General features: G+C 32.6%; 10 protein-coding genes and 3 tRNA genes. 8 read left to right on the forward strand and 5 right to left on the reverse strand.

Annotation, left to right across the window (positions count from 1 at the left end; translation table 11 throughout):
• Window positions 1-40 precede the first annotated feature (40 nt).
• The 3 genes from AAGV28_RS07265 to AAGV28_RS07275 form a co-directional block, all read right to left on the reverse strand.
• Window positions 41-114 (reverse strand) — tRNA-Arg (locus tag AAGV28_RS07265).
• A 41-nt stretch (window positions 115-155) separates the two neighbouring features.
• A tRNA-Pro gene (locus AAGV28_RS07270) sits at window positions 156-230 on the reverse strand.
• 16 nt (window positions 231-246) lie between these two features.
• Window positions 247-330: transfer RNA gene (locus tag AAGV28_RS07275), tRNA-Ser, on the reverse strand.
• A gap of 246 nt (window positions 331-576) precedes the next feature.
• On the opposite strand from AAGV28_RS07275, the gene AAGV28_RS07280 reads away from it, so the two are divergent.
• Both AAGV28_RS07280 and AAGV28_RS07285 read left to right on the forward strand, forming a co-directional pair.
• The gene (locus AAGV28_RS07280) at window positions 577-1,755 is read left to right on the forward strand and encodes an acetyl-CoA C-acyltransferase (RefSeq protein ID WP_373406160.1); all 1,179 of its coding nucleotides are present in this window, start codon (window positions 577-579) and stop codon (window positions 1,753-1,755) included.
• A gap of 13 nt (window positions 1,756-1,768) precedes the next feature.
• Window positions 1,769-2,530 carry a C40 family peptidase gene (locus AAGV28_RS07285; protein WP_373406161.1) on the forward strand — a complete coding sequence of 254 codons (762 nt, stop codon included), beginning with the start codon at window positions 1,769-1,771 and terminating at the stop codon, window positions 2,528-2,530.
• Window positions 2,531-2,614: 84 nt separating this feature from the next.
• On the opposite strand, the gene ddpX is transcribed toward AAGV28_RS07285, so the two are convergent.
• The gene (gene ddpX / locus AAGV28_RS07290) at window positions 2,615-3,274 is read right to left on the reverse strand and encodes a D-alanyl-D-alanine dipeptidase (protein ID WP_373406162.1); all 660 of its coding nucleotides are present in this window, start codon (window positions 3,272-3,274) and stop codon (window positions 2,615-2,617) included.
• A 34-nt stretch (window positions 3,275-3,308) separates the two neighbouring features.
• Window positions 3,309-4,187 carry a hypothetical protein gene (locus tag AAGV28_RS07295; protein WP_373406163.1) on the reverse strand — a complete coding sequence of 293 codons (879 nt, stop codon included), beginning with the start codon at window positions 4,185-4,187 and terminating at the stop codon, window positions 3,309-3,311.
• 335 nt (window positions 4,188-4,522) lie between these two features.
• Here AAGV28_RS07295 and AAGV28_RS07300 point away from each other — a divergent pair, with 335 nt between their 5' ends.
• The 6 genes from AAGV28_RS07300 (at window position 4,523) to AAGV28_RS07325 (ending at window position 13,165) form a co-directional block, all read left to right on the forward strand.
• Window positions 4,523-4,720, forward strand: a complete 198-nt coding sequence (locus AAGV28_RS07300; RefSeq protein ID WP_373406164.1) for a hypothetical protein — start codon at window positions 4,523-4,525, stop codon at window positions 4,718-4,720.
• A gap of 98 nt (window positions 4,721-4,818) precedes the next feature.
• Window positions 4,819-6,489, forward strand: coding sequence for a tetratricopeptide repeat-containing sensor histidine kinase (locus AAGV28_RS07305; RefSeq protein ID WP_373406165.1), 1,671 nt, complete (start codon window positions 4,819-4,821; stop codon window positions 6,487-6,489).
• A 7-nt stretch (window positions 6,490-6,496) separates the two neighbouring features.
• Window positions 6,497-7,165, forward strand: a complete 669-nt coding sequence (locus AAGV28_RS07310; RefSeq protein ID WP_373406166.1) for a response regulator — start codon at window positions 6,497-6,499, stop codon at window positions 7,163-7,165.
• A gap of 935 nt (window positions 7,166-8,100) precedes the next feature.
• The gene (locus AAGV28_RS07315; RefSeq protein WP_373406167.1) at window positions 8,101-8,550 is read left to right on the forward strand and encodes a NanQ anomerase/TabA/YiaL family protein; all 450 of its coding nucleotides are present in this window, start codon (window positions 8,101-8,103) and stop codon (window positions 8,548-8,550) included.
• Between the two features lie 244 nt (window positions 8,551-8,794).
• Window positions 8,795-11,305, forward strand: a complete 2,511-nt coding sequence (locus tag AAGV28_RS07320; RefSeq protein ID WP_373406168.1) for a PIG-L family deacetylase — start codon at window positions 8,795-8,797, stop codon at window positions 11,303-11,305.
• Window positions 11,306-11,440: 135 nt separating this feature from the next.
• A complete protein-coding gene (locus AAGV28_RS07325) occupies window positions 11,441-13,165 on the forward strand; it encodes a sodium:solute symporter family protein (protein WP_373406169.1) in 1,725 nt (574 codons plus the stop codon).
• The last annotated feature ends 403 nt before the right edge of the window (window positions 13,166-13,568 follow it).

A 13,568-nucleotide genomic window follows, 5' to 3' on the forward strand; every position in this document is an offset into this window, starting at 1 on the left:
TGTATGTGCACTTTGTTTTTTAGCTAATTATAGCCATTTGTGATCCCAGAAGGATTCGAACCTTCGACCTACGCATTAGAAGTGCGTTGCTCTATCCAGCTGAGCTATGGAACCAAAAAAGTTTTTGTAATTAAAAAAAAACTCTTAAAAAAAAGTCGGGGTGGCAGGATTCGAACCTGCGGCCTCCTGCTCCCAAAGCAGGCGCGATAACCGGGCTACGCTACACCCCGAAGCTAGTAAATTATGCGGAGAGACAGGGACTCGAACCCTGGCACCGATCACTCGATGACAGTTTAGCAAACTGCTCCATTACCACTCTGGCACCTCTCCAAGCTCAAAGAACGTGTCTTGTTTTGCGGTTGCAAATGTAACACATCATCCCATTTCTCACAACTTTTTTTATGCTTTTTTTTATTATTTTTTTTATTCTATTCTAAAAACACTAACAATCAAATACATAGATTCCAATAAAACTAAAACTATTTTACATTAAACAGAATCAATAACTGAAAATATAGTTTTTATACAAAAAAGAGTAAATTTGCTACAGCTATACAAACAAACCGTATTTAAGTCATGAACAAAAAAGTAGTTATCGTTTCTGCGACAAGAACTCCAATAGGAAGTTTTATGGGCGGATTAGCCAATATTTCAGCCCCTCGACTTGGTGCAATAGCCATTAAAGGTGCTTTAGATAAAATAAAGCTAGATCCTACTTTAGTTGACGAAGTACTTATGGGAAATGTAATTCAGGCTGGAGTGGGACAAGCTCCTGCGCGTCAGGCAGCTCTTTTTGCCGGATTGAGCAATTTAGTTCCTTGTACTACTATCAATAAAGTATGTGCTTCTGGAATGAAAGCTGTAATGATGGCAGCACAAGCTATACAATCAGGCGATGCCGAAATTGTAATAGCAGGTGGTATGGAAAACATGAGTTTAATTCCGCATTATACGCATTTAAGAAACGGAACTAAATTTGGACCAACCACTCTTATCGATGGAATGCAAAAAGACGGATTAGTTGATGCTTACGACAATCAGGCTATGGGCGTTTATGCTGATCTTTGTGCTACGGAATACAACATTAGTCGAGAGGAACAAGATAATTATGCTATTGAATCTTACAATCGTTCGGCTCAAGCTTGGACATCTGGAAAATTTGATGCTGAAGTAGTTCCCGTTGAAGTGCCACAAAAACGTGGTGAACCCATTGTTGTTGCAAAGGATGAAGAATTTATCAATGTTAAATTAGAGAAAATTCCAACTTTAAATCCAGTTTTTTCGAAAGACGGAACAGTAACCGCAGCCAATGCTTCTACAATAAATGATGGTGCTGCCGCTTTAATATTGATGAGCGAGGAAAAAGCAGCCCAATTAAACCTTAAACCATTGGCTTATATTAAAGGTTATGCAGATGCTGCACAAGAACCAAAATGGTTTACCACAAGCCCTGCCAAAGCCTTACCAAAAGCCTTAGATAAAGCAGGAATAACAATAAATGATGTTGATTTTTTCGAATTTAACGAAGCTTTCTCAGTTGTTGGTTTAGCCAACATCAAAATTCTAGGTTTGGATAGTAAAAAAGTAAATGTAAACGGTGGAGCAGTTGCTTTAGGACATCCATTAGGTTGTTCAGGTGCACGAATCTTAGTAAGTTTGCTTCATATTTTAGACCAAAATGATGCCAAAATAGGAGCTGCAGCCATTTGTAACGGTGGAGGTGGAGCATCAGCAATTGTTATTGAAAGAATCTAAAAAAATAGAATTAATGTTCGGAATTTGTAATCTAGCCATCATCCCCCTTCGTTTTGAAGCAAGTGACAGAAGTGAAATTGTTTCTCAGGTATTATTTGGAGAACACTTTGAAATACTTGAAAAACACAAACAATGGTCGCGCATCAAACTACAATATGATGAGTATGAAGGCTGGGTGGATTCTAAACAATATCAGGAAATCTCTGAGGCTAATTACGAACAATTGTCTAAAGAAACCATCATATTAAATTCGGATTTAATCGAATATATCACTACTGATTCTAACCAACTTATTCCTATTCCGCTGGGTGCTTCATTGTCGTTTTTGAACAATAACGAGATCAATATACAGAATTATGAATTTGAAGGAACGAAAGTCATTGGTGTAAAAGAAAAAAAAAACATCATTAATACTGCTTTTTTATACTTAAACGCACCGTATCTCTGGGGAGGAAAAACGCCTTTTGGGGTGGATTGTTCTGGTTTTACCCAAATGGTTTACAAATTGAATGGATACAAACTTTTAAGAGACGCATCGCAGCAAGCCACACAAGGAGAAGCTTTAAGTTTTATTGAAGAAAGTGAACCTGGCGATTTAGCCTTTTTTGATAACGAAGAAGGGAATATTATCCACGTGGGAATCATCATGGAAAATAATTACATCATTCACGCTAGTGGTAAAGTAAGAATTGATCGTGTAGATCATCTAGGAATCTTCAATCCCGAAACCAACAAACACACTCATAAACTTAGAGTGATTAAAAAGATAATTTAAATAAATGGGTTTATGCTAAAACATTGCTATTCTCATTGTTATCGAAATTGACATTGAAATTGACATTGACATTGACATTGAAAACTATTCGCAATCCCACTTTTCATTGGCAACCTTATCTTTTAAAGCCGATTGCAAATTATAATGCCACCATTCTGAATCGAATGAGTTAAAGCCATTCTGAGTCATAACTTGCTTAAGCAACAAGCGATTGTTTTTAACTTTTTGAGATAATTTATTATACGAATGACTGGCTTTGATTCCAAAAAAATCAAAAGCAGTTCCCATATCGAGTTCTTTGCCTTTTTTATCTACCAATGTAATATCTACCGCTCCTCCCCGATTATGAATCGAACCTTTGGCAGGATCAGCCACATATTCTGGATTTGAAACAATAGTCCACATACGTTTTTGAATGTCTAACGGACGATAACAATCAAACAATTTGATTTGAAATCCTTTTTCTTGAAAAACCTTATTGGCTGCAATAAGCGCCTTAACTGTTTTTAAACGCAAATAACATTCGGCACAATCATAGACTTTTGCTTTCAAAAAATTAGCTTCAGTGGCATATTTCATATCATATATAAAATCAGCACTGTAGTCTTTTAGGTTTACAAAAGAGGTGTCAGAAACCGCAGCTGTCCAATTTTGCTCTGACTTTAGCACAGAATCCTGAGCATTAGAAGTTAAAAATGAGACTAAGAAAAAAAGTAAAATTAAGGTTCTGAAAGTAGCTATCATCTGAAGTGTTTTTTAAAATTTAAAGAAATTCAACTCATTTTTTACTTACATATTTATCAATCATATATTGCGTAATGGGTTTCAAAGGTTTATTATTTTCTGGATTAAATCCTGGACTATTAAAAAATTCTAACTCCTTTCCTTTTTTACAATACCAAACTACTGGTTTTTCATACTTAAAAAATGTAGTTGTATCACAAACTTGTATTCTCTTAAAATGAAGCATATTTTTATCCAAAGGAACTTTCGAAAATAAATTCACAACTCCTACTTTACTATCTCCACAATCTACAATCTCATAATGATCATTTTGCCACTGCATACACTCCACTTTGGAAGAAATAAATACGAAACAACCCATCAATACTACCAAAAAAACTGCAACAATAATGGGTTTATTCAAAAAAATATTTCTATTATTCTCCTTACTTTTTAAGGCTTGATACATCTGTCCTTGCACTTTTTCATTATCTTTTGTATCAGTATTTGAATCAACACTTAACAAATGAGCTGTTTTATACTCATTATCAGACAATTGCTCATTAATTACTCTTTCGGTCTTAGAAAATTTTAAATAAGGCCTTGATTCAAAACCGACTAAAATAGCAGCAATATTCATCCCCTCAATATCCATCAAATCTGTCTCTCCTTTTAAAAAAGTTTCAATAGGTCTAAATTTATCTGTTAAGCCCTTCAACGTATTAAAATTGGTCGCACTAAACTCAAAACCAAAAAAAGAAGAAAAACTCATTAAATCATCTTTACTCGGATTGTCCTTCAACAATTCAAAACATAAATTTCTCAATTTGGCTCGGGATGGATTTAGTAACAAACTAGAATGAACTCCTAATTTTTCCATTTCATATTTCGCTCTAATTTCTTTTTTATAATCTTCTAAAGTATTTTTTTTCATAGGCTTATCGGATTTTTCAGGAATCTATGGGAATCTGAAGGAATTCTAGGAATCATAGGAATTCCGTGCTAATATCACTCCAAAACTAATATTCCTTTGCCACAGAATTAGTTGCAGTTCTATTTCGCGATGAGAACAAATGTACAAAACTACTTCAAAAAAAATGTTGCTATTCAGAATGGTTTTTTATTCGGGGAAGTATAACTCAACTGTCCTGAACTAGCGCACTTCACTTCCCAAAAAAACTTAGTAATCATCAACGGTTTGGCTACAAACAATCATTCGATTTTATATCGATCAGCCCAACCTATGTCCAATTTTTAAAATTAAAAATCATGAAAAAATTATTTTTTATTACTGCTTTTTCAGTTACAGCCTTAGTTAGTGCCTCAAATGTTGTAAAAAACACAACTTTACCAACTCCTAAAGACATTATAAAATATGGTGAAAAGGAGTTGAATACTACTTGCTCTTTTTCAGTAACTAATGGTCCTGGTGATGATGACATTATTATTAATCCACCAAAAAGATAAAAACAATAATCTTAAAATTATAGAATAATTATTACTTTCGGGGAAAGTTACAGCCTATGCCGATTTCCCCGATTGTTATTTTGTTTTTTTTCATATCATTGGTATCCTGTCAAAAGGAGTCAAAAGATAATACAATAACAAAATATCAAAATTCCAATAGCACATTAGCGACTCAATTATCAGTCAAAGCGGATTCTTATTACAATGCTAAAAAATTTGATAGTGCTTTTTTTTATTACAATAAATCCAAAGAACTATTTGTAAAAGAGAAGGACAGTAATTATGTTGCTTATAATTTAATTCGATTAACTAAAATCCAACAAATATTTGGTGACTACATCAGTAGCGAAGAAACCCTTACTGAAGCTTTAGATTATACTAAAAACAATACCGAATACGTATTTGCAATTCACAACTTATTAGGTATTGTCGCTAAGGAATTAAAAAATTATGACGATGCCATAACCTCTTACAAAACCATTTTAAAAACGGTAAAAGAACCGCTTACAAGAGTAACACCTTTAAATAACATAGCTACCGTTTACATCGAACAACAAAAATATCCAGATGCAATTCGTATTTTAGAACCAATTTTAATCTCTAATACGTTAGACAATTTCCCTAGAAAAAAAGCAATTATTATTGATAATTTAGGTTTTGCTTATTATAAAAACAATCAACTTGAAAAGGGATTCAAATTGATGCAGGAAGGATTATCGATCAGAATAAAACAGAATGATTGGTATGGTAGTATTGAAAGTTACCTCCATTTAGCCGATTATTATCAAAACATTAATTCCCAAAAATCAAAAGAAAATGCTCTTTTAGCCTATAATCAAGCAAAAAAAACTCAAAGTATTGACGAACAACTCGAAGCACTCTCTTTCTTAATGTTGCAAAATACTGAAAAAGGCGTAAACCCACACTCAAAACGCTATGTTTACTTAAATGACAGCATTAAAAAAGTTCGCAATAATGCTAAAAATCAATTTGCGAAAATTAGATACGATTCGAAAAAAGCTACATTAGAAAGTATTAAATACAAAGCAGAAAAAACAGAAATTGCGCTTCAACTCCAAACCCAAAAAAATCAAACTTACCTACTGGGTTTTGGCTTCATGTTCTTAATGACAGCTATAGGTTTTCTTATTTCTTATTTTAAAAATAAAAATAAACAAATAAGACTTCAGGAAGCTTACGCCACTGAAACCCGAATTTCAAAAAAATTGCATGACGAATTAGCCAATGATGTTTTTTACACCATGACATTTGCCGAAACACAGGATTTACAAAATCCCGTAAAAAAAGAAACGCTTTTAGAGAATCTTGATAAAATATACAATAGAACCCGAAATATCTCTAAAGAAAATAGTCCAATTGATACGAATGTAGATTTTGAATACCATTTAAAACAAATGCTAAATAATTATAAAACCAATATATTAGAAATAATTATCAAAAATGGAAACCCAATTGACTGGTCAAAAATTGATGCTGACAAGAAAATTGCCATTCAAAGAGTACTTCAGGAATTGATGATTAATATGAAGAAATACAGTCAGGCCAATTTTGTAATTATTGGTTTTAACACTCTTCAGAACAATATCGTAATTGACTATTCAGACAATGGAATTGGATGCTCTCAAAAATCAATTTTAAAAGGAGGATTGCAAAATGCGGAAAACCGTATTCATACAGTAAACGGAATATTTACTTTTGACACTAATCCGGACAAAGGATTTAAAGCTAAAATTACAGTACCTAAATAATACCTTTATGTTTACAAAAGTTTTAATTGCCGATGATATTGATTTTAATGATTTGGGAGCGTTCAAAATACTGAATGATTTAGAGGTTCCAGAAATACAATATGCTAAATATTGCGACGAAGCCTTACTTAAAATTAGAAGAGCACATCAGGATCAAGTTCCTTTTGAATTACTTATCTGCGATTTATCGTTTAAAGCTGACCATAAAATAAATAAACTCAATTCGGGAGAAGAATTAATTCAGGAGGTACGACTGCTTTTTCCAGATATTAAAATAATTGTTTTTTCGATAGAAGACCGTGCGCACCAAATCAAATTATTGTTTGACAAATTCGGTATTCAAGGTTATGTTTTGAAAGGTCGAAACACCATTTACGATTTAAAAGTTGCCATACAGAAAGCCTATAAAAATGAATCGGACAATCTATCGCCTGAATTATTGCACATAATACAAGACAAAACAACCAGCGAAATCAATCCTTATGATGTTCTTTTAATGGAGAAACTTTCATTAGGAATAAGTCAGGAAGCTTTGGAATCAGTATTTAAAAAAGAAGGAATCACTCCAAACAGCAAGAGTTCTATAGAAAAACACATCAATAAATTGAAAATATACTTCAAAGCAAATAATACTACACATCTGGTAGCCATTGCTAAAGATTTAGGCATTATTTAATTATCACTTTTTCATACCATTTACAAGCTTCTACAACGGAAGCTTTTTAATTTTTTGCACACTACGGTTTCCCGTAAGGGAATGTTTTTTTATGGATGTAAGTTTGCTACCTTGAAAGCAAGCCAAATGAAAAAACAAAACTACATATCACTGATTATCATTAGCGAAAACTTCATATCGCGCCGAGAGTCAAAACCCAAAATCATGCACCGGGAACCCAAATACTGCATCCATAATAAAAAACAGGATAGTATCGACGCTATGAATGACACTCTACCTACCCAAAAATAACCTTTGAAAAAATGTACCACAAATATGGAAAGCCTTATGAGAATAAGTTTTTAATGGTGGTTGGTTTGGAGATACTGATATAAAAATAAAATTTGGTAAAAAACTTCATAAATTCACTTTAATATGAAAAATTCAAAACAATATATTTTTCTTATTTTCTTCATAATTATTGTTATTAAGTTAGCAAAATACTATGCAGAAGAAATAAGCGATTACGAACAATCCTATATAAAAAACTGTTCTTATCATCCACCCGCTCCAACATTTTAAAGAATTCTAGATTTCCTCAAGATTTGGATATGCTAACTTAGCCATCACATTAAGTTAAGAAACAATCTTAATTTTAACCTATGAAGCTCTGGCTTCAGAATACGATAATATTTTTTATCCAACTGCTAAAATAAAACTGCAAAATTCAGGTATTATTCCTTTCTATAAAAAATTCAACTCCCTAGAAGCTGCTAGAACCATATCAGACCACATTCCTGTTTGGATTGAATTTTCATTAAATTAAAATCCATATTCGTTAAAAAAATCTTTTTTATCCGATTTTCATTCGGCTATTAAATATTAAAATGTATTTTTATTCTTTTGTTGCTTTAAAACCAATTAAACGTTTACCAACTAAATTTAAATTTTACAAAATGATTATAGATTCATTACTAAATGCCAAAAAGTACCACGGTTTACATCCTGCTTTTGAAAAGGCATTCCAATTTTTAAACGAAAACGACTTAGCCAATCTAGCCGATGGCGTAACGCAATATTCTGATGATTTGAAGATTATCGTTAATTCCGGCAACGGAAATTCAAAAGAACAAAGTTTAGTTCATTTTGAGTGCCATGATAAAAATATCGATATTCAGGTTTGTGTTACTGGTCCAGAAACTTACGCTTGGAAACCAAGAGAAAAATGTGTGAGTCCAAATGGCGATTACAGCGACGAAAAAGACGTTCGTTTTTTCTTTGACCAACCCGATATGTTTTTTGAATTAAATCCAGGACAATTTACTATCTTATTTCCTGAAGACGCTCACGCAGCGATGATTAGTAATGGAAAAATAAAAAAAATTGTAATTAAGGTTAAAATATAAATTTCATACGTTCTTAAAAAAACTACTTTTCGAAGTAGTTTTTCTTTTTACAAAGTATTGGTTCTTGTTTTTTTTTTGCCTTAAATCTACATTTTTTAAAGATGAAAAAATATCGGTATATTTTTTGTTAGACTTTTACATTACAAAATATTCTAATTTCTCAATAACTGCATCGAAAACAAGAATAATTTTATTCCAAAAAATAATTACACATTTGAAGTTATTGCCATTAAATCAGACAAAAATGCACAAAAATAGAACGCTTTTTATTTTTATCTTTCTTTTGTTATTTCAATTCATAACAGCTCAAAAGCCTCAAAAGCCCAACGCTGTAGAAATTTACAATCAAATTCAGAAATTAAATTTCTTAGGAAGTGTCCTTTATGTTGCAGCACACCCTGATGATGAAAATACGCGTTTGATTTCTTATTTTTCGAACGAAAAAAGAGCCAGAACAGCTTATCTTTCACTCACTCGTGGCGATGGAGGACAAAATTTAATTGGCTCCGAATTAAGAGAATTATTAGGTGTTATTCGAACACAAGAACTCATCGAAGCTCGAAAAATTGATGGTGGAGAACAATTTTTCTCTCGTGCCAATGATTTTGGTTTTTCTAAAAATCCCGATGAAACTTTTGAAATTTGGGATCGGGAAAAAGTATTAGCAGATGTGATTTGGACCATTCGAAAATTCCAACCTGATGTAATTATCAATCGTTTTGACCATCGATCTCCAGGAACTACTCATGGACATCATACGGCTTCGGCTATTTTAAGTGTCGAAAGTTTTAACTTATCTAATAATGCCAACCGTTTTTCCGAACAACTAAAATGGTACAGTCCGTGGCAAGCCAAACGCATTTTCTTTAATCCATCGGTTTGGTTTTATGGCAGTCAAGAAAAATTTGATGCTGCGGATAAATCTAATTTTATTACTTTAGAAACAGGCGTTTACTATCCTGAATTAGGGAAATCCAATCAAGAAATAGCTGCTTTAAGTCGAAGCAGTCATAAATCACAAGGTTTTGGAAGTACCGGAACTCGTGGTAAGGAAACGGAGTATTTAGAATTGATTGATGGTCAGAAACTAAGTAATAAAGCGGATATTTTTGAAGGAATAGATACCAGTTGGAACCGTGTAAAAGATGGAAAACCCATTGGAGAATTCATTAGCCAAATCGCATCTAAATATAATTTTGCTCATCCATCTTCTTCCATTCCTGATTTAATCAAAGCTTATCAAATGATTACTGCATTAGATGATAGTCATTGGAAACTTATTAAATTAAACGAAATTAAAAACACCATTGCTAGCTGTGCAGGATTGTATCTCGAAGCAGTTTCCTTGGAACAGCAAGCAACACCCGGAAGTGCTATTAAAATAAAAATGGAAGCTATTAATAGAAGTACCATTCCTATGGAATTAGTTAGTATTACTAGTTTTCCCGATAAAAAGAATAGTGTAATCAATCAAGTTTTAGAGAATAATAATTTAGAAAACATAACTATTGATTTACAATTACCAAAAAACCTTGAATACAGCCAACCCTATTGGTTAAAAGAAAAAGCATCAATAGGAATGTATCAGGTTTCAGACCAAGAAAACATTGGAGTCCCAGATATTATTAGAGATACAAAAGTACAATTCAATATTAAAATTATTGACGTTACCATTCCGTTTGAACGAACTGTTGTCTATAAATACAACGACAAGGTAAAGGGAGAAATATACAATTATCTTGATATTATTCCTGAAGTAAGTACCAAAATTTTAGACCAAATTTCTTTTTTTAATGATGGAAATACCAAGAAAATAGCGGTTCAAGTCAAAGCAGGAAAAGACAATAGTAATGGTGTTCTCCAATTAGAATTAGCTAAAAACTGGACTGTTTCGCCAGCATCAATTGATTTCAGTTTAGATAAAAAAGACAGCGAACAAATTGTATATTTTGATGTGACGCCTCCCAAAGAAACTTCGGAGATTACAGCCAAAAGTGTGGTTTCAATTGACAACAAAAAACAAGACAAGGAGCAAATTATTACCACTTACGAACACATTTCGAAACAACAAATCTTACTTCCATCTGAAGCGAAATTTAAAAAATTAGATTTAAAAATTACTAATGAGAGAATTGGTTACATTATGGGCGCTGGCGATGATGTTCCACAATGCTTAACTCAAATGGGATATGCAGTTACAATGATAACTCCCGAAGAAATCAATGCTAGGAATTTAAATAATTTTGATGTAATTATCACAGGTATCCGTGCTTATAACACTTTGCCCACCTTAAAAACCAAACAGCATTTACTACTAGAATTCGTGAAAAAAGGAAAAACTTTGATCGTACAATACAACACGCCAGATCGATCAATTCCTGCAAATATTGCACCTTATCCAATAACTATTTCTAGCGATAGAGTTACTGATGAAAATGCCGCAGTGGAATTTCTTGCACCGAATCATCCTATTTTGAATTATCCAAATAAAATAACCAATGCCGATTTTAAAGATTGGACACAAGAACAAGGTTTGTATTATCCAAAACAATATGACGCAGCATTTACTCCTATTTTATCATCGAATGATAAAGGAGAAAGTCCTAAAAAAGGAGCTTTATTAGTAGCAAATTATGGAGCAGGACACTATATTTACACAGGTTTGAGTTTGTTTAGAGAATTACCTATGGGTGTTTCAGGCGCTTACCGACTGATAGCGAATATGATTGCTTTAAAAACAACTGATACTGAATAAACAGAAAAATAAAAGACAGCTAAAATGGAATCAAAAAAAGAAAGAAACTGGAAATCAAGCTATACTTGGGTGCTGGTTGCAAATATTATTTACATCACAGTATTTTATTTAATTATGAATTTATACTCTTAGACCATGCAACTATTTGATTGGATTGTATTGATTATCACCTTGCTTTTTATAGTAATTTATGGTGCTTGGAAAACTAAAGGAAGTAAAAACGTAGAGGATTTTATCCTTGGAAGCAACGAAACTCCCTGGCATACCGTAGGACTTTCGGTAATGGCAACTCAGGCTAGTGCCATTACTTTCCTTTCGACTCCGGGACAAGCCTATCATGACGGAATGGGTTTTGTGCAATTTTATTTCGGACTCCCAATAGCCATGATTGTGATTTGTTTGACTTTTATTCCTATATATCATAAATACAAAGTTTTTACCGCTTACGAATACCTTGAAAAACGCTTTGATTTAAAAACACGTTCCCTAGCTGCTATCTTATTTTTATTTCAAAGAGGTCTAGGAACCGGATTAACCATTTATGCTCCAGCTATTATTTTATCGGCATTATTAGGTTGGAACTTAACGTATATGAATATTATAATTGGGATTCTGGTAATTATTTATACCGTTACAGGCGGAACAAAAGCAGTTAACGTAACCCAAAAACAACAGATGTTTGTAATTATGTCGGGGATGTTTATTACTTTTTTTCTTATTCTTCACTTTCTACCTAATGATATGACTTTTACTAATGCACTGCATATTGCTGGTGCCAATGGAAAAATGAATATTGTCGATTTTTCTACCGATCCTGAGGAAAAATACACTTTTTGGAGCGGAATAACAGGTGGTTTTTTCCTGGCTTTGGCTTATTTTGGGACCGATCAATCACAGGTAGGACGATATTTATCTGGAAAATCAGTTCGTGAAAGTCAAATGGGATTAATCATGAATGGAATTCTAAAAGTTCCGATGCAGTTTTTTATTTTATTAACGGGAGTTATGGTTTTTGTTTTTTTTCAATTCAATCCTGTTCCTTTAAATTTCAATCCCAATAATAAAATAGCGATTGAAAAATCAATATATAAAAATGAATACCACGCATTAGAAGAAAAGCTCGAAACCCTTTCCGAAGACAAGAAAGTAATCAACCTTTTATACATCGATCAATTGAATCAGGATTATGATAATCCTATTCTTAGAAAAGAATTGGTGGCCATTTCGACGAAAGAAAAAGATTTAAGAGATCATGCCAAGGAAATTATTCTAAAAGCCGATAATGATAGTGAAACCAATGATAAAGATTATGTTTTCTTTCATTTTATCCTAAATTATTTACCCAAAGGTTTAATTGGTTTATTGCTTGCAGTAATCATTTCGGCAGCCATGTCTTCCACCGCTTCGGGACTTAATGCCTTAGCTTCAACAACGGCTATCGATATTTATAAACGAAATTTAAAAGAGGAAAAAACAGAAAAACACTATTTGAATGCGACCAAATTTTTTACCTTCTTTTGGGGAATTATAGCGATTCTCTTTGCTTGTGTTGGAACACTTTTCGAAAATTTAATCCAATTAGTAAATATTATTGGTTCTATATTTTACGGAACCGTTTTGGGAATATTTTTAGTTGGTTTTTATATCAAATTCATTAAAGCCAAAGCTATTTTTTACAGTGCTTTTATTACCCAAGTGACGATTCTTATTATTTATTATTTTGCTATTTTCATTTATCCAAGTGGCGAAGAAAAACTAGGTTATTTATGGCTGAATTTTATTGGAGCTTTAATGACAATCGTTCTTTCGGCTTTGCTTCAAGCAACTATTTTTAAGAGTGATAAAAATGTAATGGTATAAAAATAATAAACTTATTACCCGTTGGGTGAAATTATCAAAAATGTCAATGGTAGTATTTTTTGCGTAATGAAATGAAGCTAAAAATGTATCGAGAACCGTTTTCTATTCAATATTTTCTTGTTCTCGATACAAATTTTCAGAAAAAGCTGTCGCGTTTTCTGAAAATTCACTCGAACTGACGAAAATTTAATATCCAAAAACAATTTCACCCAACGAGTTAAACTTATAAGAATATTTTTTAATATTTACTGCTTTCTAAACTAAGCCGTGGAAATACAATTGGGTTTACCTTCGTAGCTACACTGATTTGTGTTGCAAACACCATTTTTTCATTTGTAAAATTGTCATTCCAAGGGAGTGGGATATCATCCTGTTACTCTCCGATCGGGAGCAGATTTTATAT

The organism is Flavobacterium zubiriense (genome assembly GCF_041729725.1).
Taxonomy (GTDB): Bacteria; Bacteroidota; Bacteroidia; order Flavobacteriales; family Flavobacteriaceae; genus Flavobacterium; species Flavobacterium zubiriense.